Below are 18255 nucleotides of genomic sequence, written 5' to 3'. Positions count from 1 at the left end.
TTTTTGGGGGTGAACGAATGGCTAAAATGAGAGTATACGAATATGCAAAAGCCATCAATGTTTCAAGTAAGGAAATTTTGACTGCGCTGAAAAACATGGATATAGTAGTAAATAACCATATGGCAACGCTTGAAGAAAAGACCATTAAGCAGCTTGATGCGAAATTTAAAAAAGGCGGCGCCGGCGTTAAATCTCAAAAGCCTGCGGAAACGAACAAAAACAAGCAGCCGCAAGGGGTTAATCAGCAGCCTGCTGGGAATCAACCAAACAAAATTCGAGACGGAAAGAAGAATGACGTGCAGAATAATCAATTTAACAAAAACAAGAAGAATAACAACAACAACAAAAACAAAAACAAACGCAATCATAACAACAAAAATCAGTATCAGCAAAAACCGCTGAAGCCGAAAAAAGAGCTTCCTGAGAAAATTACGTTTTCCGGCTCTTTAACAGTCGGAGCTTTAGCCGAGGAACTTGGCAAAGAGCCGTCTGAACTCATTAAAAAACTGATGCTTCTGGGCGTAATGGCTACGATTAACCAGGAGCTTGACAAAGACACAATCGAACTGATCGCATCTGAATACGGTGTGGAAACAGAAGAAGTGATTGTGCTTGAAGAAACTGAGCTTGAAAAGTATGAAGAGGCTGACAAAGAAGAAGATCTTCAAATCCGTCCGCCTGTCGTGACGATCATGGGCCACGTTGACCACGGGAAAACGACCCTTCTTGACAGCATCAGAAAAACAAAGGTTGTTGAAGGAGAAGCGGGCGGAATCACCCAGCATATCGGGGCTTACCAGATCGAAGAAAACGGCAAAAAAATCACGTTCTTGGATACACCGGGACACGCGGCGTTCACAACAATGCGCGCGCGCGGAGCGGAAGTAACCGATATTACCATTTTAGTCGTAGCGGCCGATGACGGCGTTATGCCGCAAACAGTCGAAGCCATCAACCATGCGAAAGCGGCTGAGGTTCCGATTATCGTTGCCGTGAATAAAGTGGATAAAGAGAGCGCGAACCCTGACCGTGTCATGCAGGAGCTGACTGAATACGGACTCGTACCTGAAGCATGGGGAGGAGAAACGATTTTCGTTCCTCTGTCCGCGCTTACAGGCAAGGGAATTGACGAGCTTGTTGAAATGATTCTGCTTGTCAGTGAAGTGGAAGAGCTGAAAGCCAATCCGAACCGTCAGGCAAAAGGAACGGTTATTGAAGCTGAGCTCGATAAAGGAAGAGGATCTGTCGCGACACTTCTCGTTCAAACGGGAACATTGCATGTCGGAGATCCGATCGTTGTCGGAAACACATTCGGCCGCGTGCGGGCCATGGTCAATGATCTCGGCCGCCGCGTGAAAACAGCCGGACCGTCCACACCTGTAGAAATCACGGGCTTAAACGACGTACCGCAGGCTGGCGATCAATTCCTCGTCTTTAAAGACGAAAAAACAGCCCGTTCTGTCGGTGAAGCGCGCGCTTCCAAACAATTAGACGAACAGCGCAGCGACAAAGCGAAGCTGAGCCTCGATGATCTGTTTGAACAAATTAAACAAGGCGATGTCAAAGACATCAACTTAATTGTAAAAGCGGACGTTCAAGGTTCTGCAGAAGCATTAACGGCCGCTCTTCAAAAAATTGAAGTAGAAGGCGTAAAAGTGAAAATCATTCACACAGGCGTCGGTGCGATTACGGAATCAGACATCATTCTCGCATCTGCTTCAAATGCAATCGTTATCGGGTTTAATGTGCGCCCAGACGGAAATGCTAAGAGCACGGCTGAAGCAGAAAATGTAGATATCCGCCTTCACCGTATCATTTACAAAGTCATCGAAGAAATTGAAGCGGCGATGAAAGGAATGCTTGATCCAGAATACGAAGAAAAAGTCATCGGCCAGGTTGAAGTGCGCCAAACATTCAAAGTGTCAAAAATCGGCACGATTGCCGGCGGATATGTAACAGACGGCCACATTACACGTGACAGCGGACTCCGCTTGATCCGTGACGGCGTTGTCATCTTCGAAGGGGAAGTAGACGTTCTGAAACGCTTCAAAGATGATGTGAAAGAAGTTTCACAAGGATATGAATGTGGTATTACAATTAAGAAATACAATGACATTCGCGAAGGTGATATCCTTGAAGCGTATGTCATGCAGGAAATCGAAAGAAAGTGATCGGATTTGCGGAATGTGAATGCATCATTTACGATGCGGGATCATTAAAGGAGAAACGCGCCGTTCTGAAGCGGATTATAACGAGGGTCCGGAATAAGTTCAACGTGTCGGCCGCAGAAATCGGCTATCAGGACACTTGGCAGAGGACCAGCTTCGGAATCGCCGTCGTCTCCTCCTCTCACGTTCAGGCGGAAAAGGAGATTCAGCGCGTACTCGCGTTTATTGACTCCTTTCCCGAAATAGAACGGACGATCACTAGAACAGAGTGGTTTTAACTTAGAGGTGATTGAATTGAGTATGAGAGCAAACCGTGTCGGCGAACAGATGAAAAAAGAGCTCGGAGATATTATCAGCCGAAAGCTGAAAGATCCGAGAATCGGATTTCTGACTGTAACAGACGTACGTGTTTCAGGTGATTTGCAAATAGCGAAGGTGTATATCTCCGTTCTCGGCGGAGAGAAAAAGAAAGAGGAGGCGCTGAAAGGGCTTGAGAAAGCGAAGGGATTTATCCGTTCTGAAATCGGCAGCCGAATCAGACTCCGCAAAACGCCAGAGCTTGAATTTGAATTTGATGAATCAATTGAATACGGCAACCGTATTGAAACACTGATTCACGAACTGCATTCAGATAAACCGTCTGAATAACGGGAAAAGAGGATGGGCGTTGTCGTCTGTCCTCTTTTCTGCGTTTTACAGGGATACAATGATAACGAAGGAGCGAAAGACAGATGGTTAACGGAGTTCTCCTTTTACATAAACCGGTCGGCATGACTTCTCACGACTGTGTAATGAAAATAAGAAAACTGTTAAAAACAAAGAAAGTCGGGCATACGGGAACGCTTGATCCGGAAGTGTCAGGCGTACTGCCGATCTGTGTCGGACGGGCCACAAAGATTGTTGAGTACGTCACCGACAAATCAAAAACGTACGATGCTGAGATCACTCTCGGCTTCTCCACATCGACTGAAGACCAGACGGGGGAAACCGTCAGCGTAAAACCTGTCAAGGAGCCGATAAAAGAAGCGGATATCAAAGCTGTTTTAGACGAACTGAAGGGGCCGCAGGAACAAGTGCCGCCGATGTATTCCGCGGTAAAGATCAACGGGAAAAAGCTCTACGAATATGCCAGAGCCGGTATTGAAGTGGAGCGGCCGAAGCGGAATATCACGATTGAGGATATCGCGCTTACTTCACCTGTCACTTATAAGGATGATACAGCGTCATTCCGTTTCACAGTCACGTGCTCAAAAGGCACTTACGTCAGAACATTGGCGGTGACAATCGGTGAAAAGCTTGGCTATCCCGCTCATATGTCCCACCTCATCCGCACCGCTTCCGGCGATTTCAGCCTGGATGAGTGTTTTACGTTTGAGGAGCTTGAGCAGCAGGTTTCAGCCGGCACGGTTGCAGAGCATGCGGTGCCTATCGAAAGAGCGCTCAATCATTTGCCGAAATGGGTCATAAGTGATACATTAGCTAAGAAAGCTGAAAACGGGTCAGTGTTTGACATACCGGCGGAATTTTCTGCAATGACAGCTGACGCCCGTATAGCTGTCTGTACCGAAGCCGGAGAATGTGTGGCCATTTATATGCCGCACCCTTCAAAACACGGACTGCTGAAACCGGCTAAAGTGCTGATGCAAAAAAGCGAACAATAAGAAAAAAGGTGACCGTTCTGTGAAGACGATACATATTTCTCATCCGCATCATTTACAAAAAGAAGAGCAGCCGGCGTCTGTCATGGCCCTCGGCTACTTTGACGGCGTTCATTTGGGACATCGGAAAGTAATCGGAACAGCCAGACGAATTGCCGAAGAAAAAAACCTGTCGCTTGCCGTTATGACGTTTCATCCGCACCCCTCCCATGTTCTGGGCAGGGACAAAGAGCCAAAGGATCTGATTACGCCGCTTGAAGATAAAATCAGCCAGATCAGCCGTTTAGGCGCTGATGTGCTGTATATCGTAAAGTTTGATGAATCGTTTGCGGCTCTTTCTCCAAAACAGTTTGCCGAGGAGTATATTTTAGGATTGAACGCCCGGCACGCGGTGGGAGGCTTTGATTTTACGTACGGAAAATACGGAAAAGGCACGATGGCTACGCTGCCGGACGATTTAGACGGCAAGGCCGAATGCACGACTGTCGAAAAACAGACCGAGCAGGACAGAAAGATCAGCTCCACTTATATCCGGTCAGCGCTGCAGGATGGCGACGTGGAGCTGGCACACACGCTCCTCGGCCAGCCGTATTTTATCAGGGGCACTGTGATCCACGGAGACAAAAGAGGCCGCACCATCGGCTTTCCGACGGCGAATATCGGTCTGCACAACAGTTATATCGTGCCGCCGACAGGCGTGTATGCCGTGAAGGCCGAAATAAAAGGCAGGGTGTATGAAGGCGTCTGCAATATCGGCTACAAACCGACCTTTTATGAAAAGCGTCCCGATCAGCCGTCAATTGAAGTTCATTTATTTGATTTTCAACAGGATGTATACGGAGAAGACGTTAAAATCGAGTGGTATAAACGCATCCGGAGCGAACGGAAGTTTAACGGCATCGACGAACTGACGGCTCAGATTGAGAAAGACAAACAAGAAGCGATCCGTTTTTTCAGCAAATAACGGAAAAAACATCAAAAGTACACAAATTTTATTCTAAAAGATTTGCATATGGGCGCGATTTTTAGTATTATATGTTTCGTAGTCTTAAAACCATTGCTTGGCAATCCGAAGTCACCGACGGTTGCTAGGTAACTGGGGCTAATTATGATATGGAGGTGAAACAGGATGGCAATTACTCAAGAGCGTAAAAATCAACTCATCAGTGAGTTCAAAACACACGAATCTGATACTGGATCTCCAGAAGTTCAGATCGCTATCCTAACAGACTCAATTAACAACTTGAACGAGCATTTACGTACTCACAAGAAAGATCACCACTCACGTCGCGGTCTTCTTAAAATGGTAGGTAAACGTCGTAATCTTCTTACGTATCTGCGTAATAAAGACGTAACTCGTTACCGTGAGTTAATTAACAAACTAGGCTTACGTCGATAATCGTAAAAAGCGGGAGGATTCCCGCTTTTTTATCGTATTAAAGCGAAAAAAATAATAATAAAAAACAATGAAATCCTTTTACATACTACTTTGACATTGATATGTTCAATTCATTTCGTTCATAATAGGAGTAATTGATTATTTCACACATTAAGAGAGGAGCTCGTAATCGAATGGGACAAGAGAAACATGTCTTTACCATAGATTGGGCCGGCAGACAGCTTACAGTAGAAACCGGCCAGCTTGCCAAACAGGCAAACGGCGCTGTTATGGTCCGCTACGGCGATACCGCAGTGCTCAGCACAGCAACCGCATCAAAAGAACCGAAACCGCTAGATTTTTTCCCGCTTACCGTTAATTATGAAGAAAGATTATACGCAGTCGGTAAAATTCCGGGCGGCTTTATTAAAAGAGAAGGCCGTCCGAGTGAAAAGGCCGTTTTAGCCAGCCGTCTGATTGACCGCCCGATCCGCCCGCTTTTCGCAGACGGATTCCGTAACGAAGTACAGGTCATCAGCATTGTCATGAGTGTCGATCAAAACTGCTCATCTGAAATGGCTGCAATGTTCGGCTCATCACTTGCTCTTTGCGTTTCCGATATTCCGTTTGAAGGCCCGATTGCGGGTGTGACGGTAGGCCGCATTGACGGGGAGTTCATCATCAATCCGACGGTTGACCAGCTTGAAAAAAGTGATATTAACCTTATCGTCGCAGGCACAAAAGACGCCATCAACATGGTGGAAGCGGGAGCGGATGAAGTTCCTGAGGAAATCATGCTTGAAGCGATTATGTTCGGCCACGAAGAAATTAAGCGCCTGATCGCTTTCCAAGAAGAAATTGTTGCGGCAGTCGGCAAAGAAAAAACGGAAATCGCACTGTATGAAATTGACGCAGAGCTCAGCGAAAAAGTAAAAAGTCTTGCGGAGCCGGATCTGCTCAGCGCCATTCAAGTTCATGAAAAGCATGCGCGCGAAGATGCGATCAGTAAAGTGAAAGATGCAGTCGTCGCGAAATTTGAAGAAGAAGAGCACGATGAAGATACGATCAAAAAAGTGAAACAGACACTGTCTAAACTTGTGAAAAACGAAGTGCGCCGTTTGATCACAGAAGAAAAAGTCCGTCCTGACGGCCGCGGCGTCGATCAAATCCGCCCGCTTTCTTCAGAAGTCGGCCTTCTGCCGAGAACGCATGGCTCAGGGCTGTTTACGAGAGGACAGACCCAGGCGCTCAGCGTATGTACATTAGGCGCTCTTGGCGACGTTCAGATTCTTGACGGTTTAGGCGTGGAAGAATCAAAACGGTTTATGCATCATTATAACTTCCCGCAATTCAGCGTAGGGGAGACAGGCCCGATGCGCGGACCGGGACGCCGTGAGATCGGTCACGGGGCTCTTGGAGAGCGTGCGCTTGAGCCGGTCATTCCGAATGAAAAAGACTTCCCGTATACGGTTCGCCTCGTATCCGAAGTGCTTGAATCAAACGGTTCCACTTCACAGGCCAGCATTTGCGCGAGCACGCTTGCCATGATGGACGCCGGTGTTCCGATTAAAGCGCCTGTTGCAGGTATCGCAATGGGACTTGTGAAATCAGGCGAGTACTACACAGTATTAACGGATATTCAAGGAATGGAAGATGCCCTCGGTGACATGGACTTTAAAGTAGCCGGTACGGAAAAAGGCGTAACAGCGCTGCAAATGGACATTAAAATCGAAGGCCTTTCAAGAGAAATCCTTGAAGAAGCGCTTCAGCAGGCGAAAAAAGGAAGAATGGAAATCCTGAACAGCATGCTCAGCACGCTTGGTGAATCAAGAAAAGAACTTTCTCAATATGCACCGAAAATTTTAACGATGACAATCAATCCGGATAAAATCCGTGACGTTATCGGGCCGAGCGGCAAACAAATCAACAAAATCATTGAAGATACCGGTGTTAAAATTGACATTGAACAAGACGGCACCATCTTTATTTCTTCTACTGATGAAAGCAGCAACCAAAAAGCGAAAAAAATCATCGAAGATCTTGTCAGAGAAGTCGAAGTCGGCCAGCTTTACCTCGGTAAAGTCAAACGGATTGAAAAATTCGGCGCTTTCGTTGAAATCTTCAGCGGAAAAGACGGTCTCGTTCACATCTCTGAACTTGCGCTCGAACGGGTCGGCAAGGTTGAGGATGTTGTGAAAATCGGTGACGAAATCCTTGTGAAGGTAACGGAAATTGACAAACAGGGACGTGTCAACCTGTCGCGTAAAGCAGTACTGCGCGAAGAGAAAGAAAAAGAGCAGGAACAACAACAATCTTAAATGAAAACCTAACAAGGAGCCTGGGAGACCCGGCTTCTTTATTTTGAGAAAGACAACAGCTGGTTCTACCTTGTCCTCTTCATACATAATGTGTGATGAGGGGGGAAGGACATGTTGAAAAAATTCGTGCCGTTTGCCGTTTTTTTATTTCTTTTTTTTGTTTCGTTTGAAATGATAAAAAACCCGTATACAGTTGATTACATAGACGCAATGAAAAAAGATGCAGTGACTGTGTCAGCATCAAAAGATCCGCTTTATGAGGAATTGCTGCAAAAAGCGCCGGAGTATGAAGTGAAGCCGCAAGATGCAAGGATTGATAAAATATGGAAGAGTATACCGGGATATAACGGATTAAAGGTCAATGTGGAAAAATCCTATAAACAAATGAAAAAGGACGGAGAATTTCATGAAGATGATCTTGTCTATGAGCAGGTAAAACCGAAAGTCCATCTCGATTCTCTTGCGCCCGAACCCATTTATAAAGGAAATCCCGATAAACCGATGGTCGCTTTCCTGATCAATGTCGCCTGGGGAAATGAATACGTGGAGCAAATGCTGCCTATTCTGAAACAGCATCAGGTCAAAGCAACTTTCTTTCTTGAAGGGAAATGGCTGAAAAACAATCAGGAACTTGGGAAAAAAATAGCGGCAGACGGACATGAAATCGGAAATCATTCATACAATCACCCAGATATGAGCAAACTGACTTCAGGAAGCATTTCCGAACAGCTTGACAAAACCAATGCACAAATCAGCGAGACGCTCGGCATAAAGCCGAAATGGTTTGCGCCGCCAAGCGGCAGCTTCAGAAAAGCCGTGGTCGACCTTGCGGCGGAAAAAGGAATGGGCACCATCATGTGGACCGTTGACACCATAGACTGGCAAAAACCGTCTCCGGCTGTTTTACAAACAAGGGTGTTGAGCAAAATACATAACGGAGCCATGATTTTAATGCATCCGACTGATCCGACAGCGAAAAGCCTGGAAACACTGATTACAAAAATCAAAGAAAAAGGCTATGCGCTCGGCTCGGTGTCTGACTTAATGGATGAAAACAGGCTGATGAAGTAGCAGGCGGCAGTTTGCCTGTCTTTGAATAGGAGGAACAAACTTGATAAAACGCTATACATGCCAAAACGGTGTAAGAGTTGTGCTTGAAAATAATCCAACGGTGCGGTCTGTGGCAATCGGCGTCTGGATCGGAACGGGATCACGCCATGAAACGCCGGATACAAACGGTATTTCGCACTTTCTCGAGCATATGTTTTTTAAAGGAACAAATACCAGGTCCGCACGGGAAATCGCAGAATCCTTCGATCGGATAGGCGGCCAAGTGAATGCCTTCACTTCAAAAGAATATACGTGTTATTACGCCAAAGTGCTGGATGAGCATGCCAACTACGCACTTGATGTGCTTGCTGATATGTTCTTTCATTCTGCTTTTGACGAAGATGAACTCAAAAAAGAAAAGAACGTCGTATATGAAGAAATCAAAATGTACGAAGACGCGCCGGACGACATTGTCCACGATCTGCTGAGCAAAGCGACATACGGCAATCATTCGCTCGGCTACCCGATTCTCGGGACGGAGGAAACCCTTTCATCGTTTAACGGCGATTCTCTCAGACAGCATATGGATGACTTTTACACACCGGACCGCGTCGTCATTTCTGTCGCCGGAAATGTTACGGAACAATTCATTAAAGACGTGGAGAAATGGTTCGGTACATACGAAGCGAAGGGCAAAGCTAGCGGCATCAGCGAGCCTGAGTTTCATTATGAAAAGCTCACCAGAAAAAAAGACACTGAACAGGCGCACCTCTGCCTTGGTTTCAAAGGTCTGAAAGTCGGAGATCCGGATGTTTACGATTTAATCGTTTTAAACAACGTGCTGGGCGGGAGCATGAGCAGCCGTCTTTTCCAGGATGTGCGTGAAGATAAAGGACTGGCTTATTCTGTATACAGCTATCACAGTTCTTATGAAGACAGCGGTATGCTGACGATTTACGGAGGCACCGGCGCCAATCAGCTCGATCTTCTGTCTGAAACCATTCAAGAAACGTTATCGGTGTTAAAACGTGACGGCATTACCCCGAAAGAACTGGAAAACAGCAAAGAGCAAATGAAGGGAAGTTTAATGCTCAGCTTAGAAAGCACAAACAGCAAAATGAGCCGGAACGGGAAAAACGAACTTCTGCTCAGAAAGCATAAGACGATGGATGAAATTATCGCTGAATTAAATGCAGTCAGCCTGGAAAGCGTCAACGGTCTCAGCCGCCGGTTATTTACGGATGATTACGCATTATCGCTCATCAGTCCGACCGGAAATATGCCGGCCTCATCTTAAACGGGAAGTCTGCCTCTCTAAGGGGCAGGCATTTTTTTTTGCCCGGAATCATATAGTACAAGGGGGTGGCTATCATGAGGCTCAGTGAACTGTCAGGTAAAGAAATTGTAGACATTAAACGGGCGGAGCGGCTCGGCGTGCTCGGCCAGACTGATTTGGAAATTAATGAACAGGACGGGCAAATTACCGCGCTGTTGATCCCGACGGTGAAATGGTTCGGATTGCGAAAACAAGGCCACGACATCCGTGTCCCCTGGAACCATATTCAAAAAATCGGGTCAGACATGATCATTTTAGACGTTCCCGGGGAGATCACTCCTCCTGAAGAGTAGACTATTCATTTTTTGCAAGCACCGGCTAAAACAGCCGGTGCTTTTTTTATGAAAAAGACGCTGTACATTCACCGCCCTTTCTCTTTGCACATACGATGATGAGGAGGATGACACTTAAAAGATCCAGTAACTGTAAAGAAGGTGAACGTTTCAAATGTTAACCGGATTGACAATTGCGATTATTGGCGGTGACGCAAGACAGCTTGAGATTATAAGGAAGCTGACAGAACAGCATGCTGATATTTATCTTGCAGGATTTGACCAATTGGATGACGGTTTTACAGGAACCGTCAAATGTAAAATTGATGAGATTCCATTTCCGAAAATAGACAGTATCATCCTGCCTGTATCGGCAACGACCGGAGAAGGCATTGTCTCAACGGTTTTTTCAAATGAAGAAGTGGTATTAAAGCAGAGCTATCTTGAGCAGACACCGGAGCATTGCGTGATTTATTCAGGCATCTCTAATGCATACCTTGAGGGCATCGCCAGCGAAGCCGGCCGCAAGCTTGTTAAATTATTTGAGCGAGATGACATCGCGATATTCAACTCGATTCCCACAGTTGAAGGGACAATCATGATGGCGATTCAGCATACGGATTATACCATTCACGGGTCAAATGTCGCCGTTCTCGGCATGGGGCGCACCGGTATGACGATCGCCCGGACGTTTGCAGCATTGGGAGCGAAGGTAAAAGTGGGCGCGCGGAGTTCGGCTCATTTGGCCCGTATATCGGAAATGGGGCTTTCTCCTTTTCAAATTGAAGAACTTACTGATCATGTAAATGATATTGATATTTGTATTAACACCGTACCGAGTCTGATTCTGAATCAAAGCGTTTTATCGCGCATGACGCCGAAGACCTTGATTTTAGATTTAGCATCCCGTCCGGGCGGAACGGATTTCAAATATGCTGAAAAACAGGGCATTAAAGCGCTGCTTGCTCCGGGGCTTCCGGGAATTGTGGCTCCGAAAACAGCCGGACAGATTATTGCGAACGTATTGAGCAAGCTTTTGGCAGACTTAAAGAAAGAGGGGAATTAGCCATGTCTCTGAATGGGAAAAGAATCGGATTCGGATTAACCGGCTCGCATTGCACATATGAGGAGGTTTTTCCGCAAATAGAAGCACTTGTCAGTCAAGGGGCTGAAGTCCGGCCGATTGTGACGTCGACCGTCCAATCGACCGATACGCGCTTTGGAGAGGGGGGAGATTGGATCAGAAAAATTGAAGAAGCAACAGGTTTTGAGGTAATTGATTCCATCGTAAAAGCGGAGCCTCTCGGGCCGAAACTTCCGCTCGACTGCATGGTCATCGCCCCCTTAACCGGAAACTCAATGAGCAAACTCGCAAATGCGATGACTGACAGCCCCGTCCTTATGGCTGCGAAAGCCACGATCCGCAACAGCCGCCCGGTCGTGCTCGGAATTTCGACAAATGACGGCCTCGGTTTAAACGGGACGAATTTAATGAGGCTGATGTCCGCAAAAAACATATTTTTCATCCCGTTCGGCCAGGATGACCACGTGAGAAAACCGACATCTCTTGTCGCCAGAATGGATCTCCTTCCGATTACGGTAGAAAAAGCGCTTTTGCATCAGCAGGTTCAGCCTGTGCTTGTACAGCATCAGTAATAAAAAATCAAGACACATAAAATCATTCCGGAATAAAAAAATTCGGTCAATCCGTGACTATTCTATGGTAAAATAAAACGTAAAATGCAAAGTCAATTCAACAAATGATGCTTAATTGGCGGAAGGAGTTTTACAGATGGGAAGAGGATTACACGTAGCAGTTGTCGGAGCGACGGGAGCCGTAGGGCAGCAAATGCTGAAAACATTGGAAGACAGAAACTTTGAAATCGAAACACTCACACTACTATCCTCAAAGCGTTCTGCTGGTACGAAAGTAACGTTTAAAGGCGAAGAGTATACGGTGCAGGAAGCTGTTCCGGAAAGCTTCGAAGGCGTTCATATCGCATTATTCAGCGCCGGCGGGAGCGTATCACAAAGCCTGGCGCCTGAGGCTGTAAAACGGGGAGCCATCGTAATTGACAATACCAGCGCATTCCGCATGGATGAAAATACACCGCTTGTAGTGCCTGAGGTGAACGAAGGTGATCTGCATAAACATAACGGCATTATCGCCAACCCTAACTGTTCAACGATTCAGATGGTGGCGGCGCTTGAACCGATCCGCAAAGCATACGGCTTGCAAAAAGTCATTGTATCTACTTACCAAGCTGTGTCCGGAGCCGGCAATGAAGCGGCGAAAGAACTGTACAGCCAGACGAAGGCGATTTTAAACAATGAGCCTGCAGAACCGTCCATTATGCCGGTTAAAGGGGACAAAAAGCATTATCAAATCGCTTTTAACGCCATTCCGCAAATTGATAAATTCCAAGATAACGGCTACACGTTTGAGGAAATGAAAATGATTAATGAAACGAAAAAAATCATGCATATGCCGAAGCTGGAAGTGGCTGCGACATGTGTCAGACTGCCGATTGAAACAGGACACTCAGAATCTGTTTACATTGAGCTTGACCGTGATGACGCAACCGCAGAAGACATTAAACAGCTTTTAAAAGAGGCTCCGGGTGTTACGCTTCAGGATGATCCGGCGGAGCAGCTTTACCCGATGCCTGCTGATTGCGTCGGCAAACGGGATGTATTTGTAGGAAGAATCCGTAAAGATTTGGATAGAGCAAACGGTTTTCATTTGTGGGTTGTTTCTGATAACCTGTTAAAAGGCGCCGCTTGGAACTCAGTTCAAATTGCGGAAAGCCTGCAAAAACTGAACCTCGTATAAAACAAACGTATTTTCTATAGGCGAACAGAAGAGAGTATGGCTCTGCCTGCTCTCTTCTGTTACGTCAGACTAATTTGGAGTGAAAATAGTGAAAATCATTGTTCAAAAATTCGGCGGAACATCCGTAAAAGATGACAAAGGCCGCAAGCTTGCGTTAGCACACATTAAAGATGCCATCAGTGAAGGATATAAAGTTGTTGTTGTCGTATCGGCGATGGGAAGAAAAGGAGACCCGTACGCGACGGATTCTTTGATCGGGCTTCTTTACGGCAGCCAGTCCGACATTTCTCCTAGAGAGCAGGATATGCTTCTGTCTTGCGGAGAAACGATTTCGTCTGTTGTTTTTACCAGCATGCTGAAGGAAAACGGCATAAAAGCCGCAGCTTTAACAGGAGCCCAAGCTGGCTTTTTAACCAATGCCCAGCATACTGACGCCAAAATTATAGAAATGAAAACAGAGCGGCTGTTCGCGACACTCGCCAGCCATGAAGCCGTCGTTGTGGCAGGATTTCAGGGAGCGACTGAAAAAGGCGACACGACGACGATCGGCAGAGGAGGTAGCGATACATCAGCAGCGGCGCTCGGCGCGGCGGTTGATGCTGAGTTTATCGACATTTTTACGGACGTGGAAGGCGTCATGACAGCTGATCCGAGAATCGTGGAAAATGCTAAGCCGCTTCCGAATGTCACATATACGGAAATCTGCAACCTTGCCTATCAGGGCGCGAAAGTCATTCATCCGCGCGCGGTGGAAATCGCCATGCAGGCAAAGGTGCCGATCCGCGTGCGCTCGACTTATTCAAAAGACAAAGGAACTCTGGTGACGTCCCATCATTCGTCTAACGTCGGCAGCGATGTGTTCGAACGGCTGATCACGGGAATCGCTCATGTAAAAGACGTAACGCAATTTAAAGTTCCCGCCAAAATGGGGCAATACAATGTTCAGACAGAAGTCTTTAAAGCAATGGCGAACGCCGGCATCAGCGTAGATTTCTTTAACATTACGCCGAGTGAAATCGTTTATACCGTATCAGGCAGTAAAACGGAAGCCGCGCGCAGCATTTTGGCCGAATTAGGCTATGAACCGACAGTGACGGAAAGCTGTGCGAAAGTGTCAGCGGTCGGTGCCGGAATAATGGGTGTGCCGGGTGTTACGTCAAAAATCGTCTCCGCACTTTCAGATAAAGGCATTCCGATTCTGCAATCCGCCGACAGCCATACGACAATCTGGGTGCTCGTTCATGAAAAAGATATGGTAACGGCCGTAAATGCGCTGCATGAAGTGTTTGAACTTTCAAAGTAAATGTGATTGAATCATGATGAGGTGAAAAAAATGAATGTCGGAAATATTTCTACAGCGATGATTACCCCTTTTGACAGTAAAGGGAATGTAGACTTTCAAAAACTGTCTACATTAATCGACTATTTGTTGAAAAACGGCACGGATTCTTTAGTCGTCGCAGGGACGACCGGCGAATCTCCGACACTTTCAACTGAAGAAAAGATTGCACTCTTTGAATTTACAGTCAAAGAAGTGAACGGACGCGTGCCTGTTATTGCGGGTACGGGAAGCAACAATACGAAAGACTCCATCAAACTGACAAAAAAAGCTGAAGAAGCCGGCGTCGATTGCGTTATGCTTGTCACGCCTTATTATAATAAGCCTTCCCAAGAGGGCATGTACCGTCATTTTAAAGCCATAGCTGAAGAAACGTCTCTTCCTGTTATGCTTTACAACGTGCCGGGCAGAACGGTCGCTTCGCTTGCGCCGGAAACGGCCATCAGACTTGCGGAGATTCCGAATATCTCTGCGATTAAAGAAGCGAGCGGTGATCTTGACGCGATTACGAAAATCATCGCCGAAACACCGGAAGATTTTTACGTCTATTCAGGTGATGACGGGTTAACCCTTCCTATTCTTGCAGTCGGCGGAAGAGGAGTCGTGTCAGTGGCCAGCCATATTGTAGGTTCTGACATGCAGCAAATGATTAAAAACTATACAAACGGGCAGACGGCAACCGCGGCACTGATTCATCAGAAGCTTCTCCCGATCATGAAGGAGCTCTTTAAAGCGCCTAATCCGGCTCCCGTCAAAACGGCGCTTCAGCTGAAAGGCCTTGATGTCGGATCTGTGCGTCTTCCTCTTATTCCGCTGAATGAAGATGAACGCCTGAGCCTGAGCAGCGTCATCAGCGAACTGTAAGAAAAAATTTATACAGTTAAAATACGCGGTCATTCTCATTTTTATCGTGAGTTTGACCGTTTTGTCTACATATTGGTTTTCCCTAAACCTTCCGCTTCTTCTTGTTTTCTAAAATTGATATCAGTTATAATAGGAACAAGTGATGATGGACGGGTATGAGACTAGGAGGATACAGATTTTGAAAAAGAAAAATACAGAAAACGTCAGAATTATCGCCCTTGGCGGTGTCGGAGAAATTGGGAAGAACCTATATGTCATTGAAATTGACTCGGACATATTTGTAGTAGACGCGGGGCTCATGCACCCTGAAAATGAAATGCTCGGTATTGATGTCGTGATTCCGGATATTTCTTACTTGGTAGAACGGGCTGACCGCGTGAAGGCCATTTTTCTGACACACGGACACGATGAAAACATCGGAGGCGTCTTTTATTTATTGAACAAGCTGTCGGTGCCGGTATACGGAACGAAGCTAACGCTTGCTTTGCTGAGAGAAAAACTCAAGCAGTACGGGCATAATCGAAAAGCTGATTTGCGTGAAGTTCACTCCAAATCAGTCATTACATTTGAATCAACAAAAGTATCGTTCTTTAAAACGATCCACAGCATTCCGGATTCAGTGGGAGTCAGCTTTAAAACATCACTTGGCTCTATTGTATGCACGGGAGACTTCAAATTTGACCAGACGCCTGCTTATCACCAATCATGTGATATCGGCGAAATCGCCAAAATCGGAAACGGCGGTGTGCTTGCCCTGCTTTCTGACAGCGCCAATGCGGAGCGCCCGGGATATACTCCGTCAGAAGCACATGTAAGCGGTGAAATTTCCGATGCGATGTACAATTCAGACAACCGCGTCATCGTTGCCGTATTCGCGTCTAATATCAACCGGATTCAGCAAGTGATTCAGGCTGCCGCCCAGAACGGCCGCAAACTCGCAATCGCCGGAAAAAATCTGCAAAACGTGCTTCAGCTTGCGCGCAAGCTCGGCTATATTGAAGCAGAAGATGAATTGTTCATTCCGGTGCAGGATGTGAAAAAATATCCGAAACGGGAAGTGGCAATTGTTACAGCCGGAAGCCATGGTGAGCCGTTAGCCGCTCTTACGCGGATGGCCAAGCAGGCGCACAAGCAGCTTAACATTGAAGAAGGAGATACCGTTGTCATTGCATCAACACCGATTCCGGGACATGAATTGGTATATTCCAAAACCGTCAACCAGCTTGTCCGCGCCGGGGCTCAAGTTATTTTCGCCCAAAAACGCGTGCATGTGTCCGGTCACGGTTCGCAGGAAGAATTAAAACTCATGCTTAATTTGTTAAAACCGAAATATTTAATTCCGGTTAACGGTGAATTCAGAATGCAAAAAGCGCATTCCAAAATCGCTGAAGAAATCGGCATGAAACGCAGCGACATTTTCTTAATTGAAAAAGGCGACGTCGTTGAATTTCGCGGCCAGAATGTGAAAATCGGGGATAAAGTCACGTACGGAAACGTTCTGATTGACGGCCTAGGTGTCGGTGACATCGGCAACATCGTGCTGCGAGACCGCCGCTTATTGTCACAAGACGGCATTCTCATTGTCGTGATTACGCTTGATAAGCAGAAAAAGAACCTCGTATCGGGTCCTGAAATCATTACGCGCGGTTTCGTATATGTCAGAGAATCAGAAGGCTTAATTGTACAAGCTACTGAGCTCGTCCGGTCAATCGTGACAGAAGCGACGGAAACATCCGCCGTAGAATGGTCCACGCTGAAACAAGCCATGCGCGATGCGCTGAACCAATTCCTTTATGAAAAAACAAAACGCAAACCGATGATCATTCCGATCATTATGGAAGTATAATGTACACAAAAGCCGGAGCGCACATGATGCTCCGGCTTTGTTTTTGTTCATCTCCCGGATGGAAACCCGCTTCTTTGTTCATAATACAAAGAGACATTCGGAAAGGGTGAAGATAAAATGGATCATCGTATGGAAAACACCGAAGAACAGCAGCCCGAAAAATCAGATGCGAAAGACAGCATTATGAGCAAAATTCAGCAGCTGGGAGAGACATCTCTGCCGCAAATGTCGCAAGATACCAATATTCACTGTCTGACAATCATCGGCCAAATTGAGGGGCATGTCCAGCTGCCGCCGCAAAATAAAACAACCAAATATGAACACGTCATTCCGCAAATCGTCGCCATTGAGCAAAATCCGAAAATTGAAGGACTTCTGATTATCTTAAACACCGTCGGCGGTGATGTGGAAGCGGGGCTTGCGATTGCAGAGATGCTCGCATCTTTGTCAAAACCGACCGTTTCAATCGTACTCGGCGGGGGACACTCGATAGGTGTGCCGATCGCCGTGTCATGTGATCATAGTTTTATCGCGGAAACAGCGACTATGACCATTCACCCCGTTCGGCTTACAGGTCTGGTTATCGGGGTTCCGCAAACATTTGAATACTTGGACAAAATGCAGGAGCGGGTCGTCAACTTTGTGACCCATCATTCAAATATTTCCGAAGAAAAATTCAAAGAACTGATGTTTTCAAAAGGAAACCTGACCAGGGACATCGGAACGAACGTAGTCGGAAAAGATGCGGCTGATTACGGATTAATTGATGCCGTCGGCGGCGTCGGACAGGCGATAAAAAAGCTGAATCAGCTGATTGAAGAACGAAAGGGCGAGGAAGGAATGATGATTCAATGATCCTTTATACCGTCATGCCTCAAGAAGTCGTTTACGGTCAGGAAAGAGAGCAAAGCGCGCATGAACAGGTAGACTATGCCGGTGTGCCGCTGTTAGTCGAAATGAAGGGAAATGAAGCTGAAGTCGTACAGATTTTAAGTACGAACCCGATGGATTTTCTGAATCCGGACATCGCCCCGGGACAAAAAATCAAGTTGAAAATCTAACCGGCATTCAGTCCGTTTCTCGGGGGCAAAATATGCTATAATAGGGGAATCCTACAGAAAAACGCAGCCGGTAAAAGGCTGCTTTTCTTCATGATGTATGATTTTACATTTTTTAACGCAGTAAGGTGATGA

At 46.4% G+C, this 18255-nt stretch carries 18 protein-coding genes; all 18 read left to right on the top strand.

The window, feature by feature from the left end:
- Positions 1-17 precede the first annotated feature (17 nt).
- The 18 genes from infB to AUL54_RS02220 all read left to right on the top strand — a co-directional run bounded on the left by infB (position 18) and on the right by AUL54_RS02220 (position 18123).
- On the top strand, positions 18-2171 hold the full coding sequence (infB, locus tag AUL54_RS02305) for a translation initiation factor IF-2 (RefSeq protein ID WP_047474957.1): 2154 nt from the start codon (positions 18-20) through the stop codon (positions 2169-2171).
- Entirely contained in the window at positions 2168-2446 is a 279-nt protein-coding gene (locus AUL54_RS02300; protein ID WP_016936087.1) for a DUF503 domain-containing protein, read from the top strand. Before infB ends, AUL54_RS02300 begins: the two co-directional genes overlap by 4 nt.
- Before the next feature lie 16 nt (positions 2447-2462).
- On the top strand, positions 2463-2816 hold the full coding sequence (gene rbfA / locus AUL54_RS02295; protein ID WP_003154185.1) for a 30S ribosome-binding factor RbfA: 354 nt from the start codon (positions 2463-2465) through the stop codon (positions 2814-2816).
- Positions 2817-2899: 83 nt separating this feature from the next.
- Complete coding sequence (truB, locus tag AUL54_RS02290; protein ID WP_060962774.1) at positions 2900-3829, top strand: tRNA pseudouridine(55) synthase TruB; 930 nt, start codon at positions 2900-2902, stop codon at positions 3827-3829.
- 19 nt (positions 3830-3848) lie between these two features.
- Complete coding sequence (gene ribF / locus AUL54_RS02285) at positions 3849-4790, top strand: bifunctional riboflavin kinase/FAD synthetase (protein ID WP_060962773.1); 942 nt, start codon at positions 3849-3851, stop codon at positions 4788-4790.
- Between the two features lie 165 nt (positions 4791-4955).
- Entirely contained in the window at positions 4956-5225 is a 270-nt protein-coding gene (rpsO, locus tag AUL54_RS02280) for a 30S ribosomal protein S15 (RefSeq protein ID WP_003154182.1), read from the top strand.
- 173 nt (positions 5226-5398) lie between these two features.
- The gene (gene pnp, locus AUL54_RS02275) at positions 5399-7522 is read left to right on the top strand and encodes a polyribonucleotide nucleotidyltransferase (protein ID WP_016936084.1); all 2124 of its coding nucleotides are present in this window, start codon (positions 5399-5401) and stop codon (positions 7520-7522) included.
- Positions 7523-7633: 111 nt separating this feature from the next.
- Positions 7634-8593 (top strand): polysaccharide deacetylase family protein, encoded by a 960-nt coding sequence (locus AUL54_RS02270; protein WP_060962772.1) that lies wholly within the window; start codon positions 7634-7636, stop codon positions 8591-8593.
- 40 nt (positions 8594-8633) lie between these two features.
- Positions 8634-9869, top strand: a complete 1236-nt coding sequence (locus tag AUL54_RS02265; RefSeq protein ID WP_016936082.1) for a M16 family metallopeptidase — start codon at positions 8634-8636, stop codon at positions 9867-9869.
- A 74-nt stretch (positions 9870-9943) separates the two neighbouring features.
- Complete coding sequence (locus AUL54_RS02260; protein ID WP_003154176.1) at positions 9944-10201, top strand: YlmC/YmxH family sporulation protein; 258 nt, start codon at positions 9944-9946, stop codon at positions 10199-10201.
- A gap of 154 nt (positions 10202-10355) precedes the next feature.
- On the top strand, positions 10356-11246 hold the full coding sequence (gene dpaA, locus AUL54_RS02255; RefSeq protein ID WP_016936081.1) for a dipicolinic acid synthetase subunit A: 891 nt from the start codon (positions 10356-10358) through the stop codon (positions 11244-11246).
- Between the two features lie 2 nt (positions 11247-11248).
- On the top strand, positions 11249-11836 hold the full coding sequence (gene dpaB, locus AUL54_RS02250) for a dipicolinate synthase subunit B (protein WP_060962771.1): 588 nt from the start codon (positions 11249-11251) through the stop codon (positions 11834-11836).
- Positions 11837-11972: 136 nt separating this feature from the next.
- The gene (gene asd, locus AUL54_RS02245) at positions 11973-13013 is read left to right on the top strand and encodes an aspartate-semialdehyde dehydrogenase (protein ID WP_060962770.1); all 1041 of its coding nucleotides are present in this window, start codon (positions 11973-11975) and stop codon (positions 13011-13013) included.
- Positions 13014-13101: 88 nt separating this feature from the next.
- A complete protein-coding gene (gene dapG / locus AUL54_RS02240) occupies positions 13102-14316 on the top strand; it encodes an aspartate kinase (RefSeq protein WP_060962769.1) in 1215 nt (404 codons plus the stop codon).
- A gap of 30 nt (positions 14317-14346) precedes the next feature.
- Positions 14347-15216, top strand: a complete 870-nt coding sequence (gene dapA, locus AUL54_RS02235) for a 4-hydroxy-tetrahydrodipicolinate synthase (protein WP_003154166.1) — start codon at positions 14347-14349, stop codon at positions 15214-15216.
- Positions 15217-15394: 178 nt separating this feature from the next.
- A complete protein-coding gene (gene rnjB, locus AUL54_RS02230; protein WP_016936077.1) occupies positions 15395-17062 on the top strand; it encodes a ribonuclease J2 in 1668 nt (555 codons plus the stop codon).
- Between the two features lie 117 nt (positions 17063-17179).
- Positions 17180-17917, top strand: a complete 738-nt coding sequence (locus tag AUL54_RS02225; protein WP_047474942.1) for a ClpP family protease — start codon at positions 17180-17182, stop codon at positions 17915-17917.
- Positions 17914-18123, top strand: a complete 210-nt coding sequence (locus AUL54_RS02220) for a YlzJ-like family protein (RefSeq protein WP_016936075.1) — start codon at positions 17914-17916, stop codon at positions 18121-18123. The genes AUL54_RS02225 and AUL54_RS02220 overlap by 4 nt, the downstream gene beginning before the upstream one ends.
- Positions 18124-18255 lie beyond the last annotated feature (132 nt).

Source organism: Bacillus sp. SDLI1, from assembly GCF_001553895.1.
GTDB classification, from domain to species: domain Bacteria; phylum Bacillota; class Bacilli; order Bacillales; family Bacillaceae; genus Bacillus; species Bacillus siamensis.
Note: the sequence above shows the minus strand (reverse complement) of the source record. Positions and strands in the feature narration are given on the sequence as shown.

Bases quoted from the DNA above. Each gene is read 5' to 3' on its own strand.
- infB (WP_047474957.1), top strand. From the start codon at position 18: ATGGCTAAAATGAGAGTATACGAATATGCAAAAGCCATCAATGTTTCA.
- truB (WP_060962774.1), top strand. From the start codon at position 2,900: ATGGTTAACGGAGTTCTCCTTTTACATAAACCGGTCGGCATGACTTCT.
- rpsO (WP_003154182.1), top strand. From the start codon at position 4,956: ATGGCAATTACTCAAGAGCGTAAAAATCAACTCATCAGTGAGTTCAAA.
- pnp (WP_016936084.1), top strand. From the start codon at position 5,399: ATGGGACAAGAGAAACATGTCTTTACCATAGATTGGGCCGGCAGACAG.
- AUL54_RS02270 (WP_060962772.1), top strand. From the start codon at position 7,634: ATGTTGAAAAAATTCGTGCCGTTTGCCGTTTTTTTATTTCTTTTTTTT.
- AUL54_RS02260 (WP_003154176.1), top strand. From the start codon at position 9,944: ATGAGGCTCAGTGAACTGTCAGGTAAAGAAATTGTAGACATTAAACGG.
- dpaA (WP_016936081.1), top strand. From the start codon at position 10,356: ATGTTAACCGGATTGACAATTGCGATTATTGGCGGTGACGCAAGACAG.
- dpaB (WP_060962771.1), top strand. From the start codon at position 11,249: ATGTCTCTGAATGGGAAAAGAATCGGATTCGGATTAACCGGCTCGCAT.
- asd (WP_060962770.1), top strand. From the start codon at position 11,973: ATGGGAAGAGGATTACACGTAGCAGTTGTCGGAGCGACGGGAGCCGTA.
- dapA (WP_003154166.1), top strand. From the start codon at position 14,347: ATGAATGTCGGAAATATTTCTACAGCGATGATTACCCCTTTTGACAGT.
- AUL54_RS02225 (WP_047474942.1), top strand. From the start codon at position 17,180: ATGGATCATCGTATGGAAAACACCGAAGAACAGCAGCCCGAAAAATCA.
- AUL54_RS02220 (WP_016936075.1), top strand. From the start codon at position 17,914: ATGATCCTTTATACCGTCATGCCTCAAGAAGTCGTTTACGGTCAGGAA.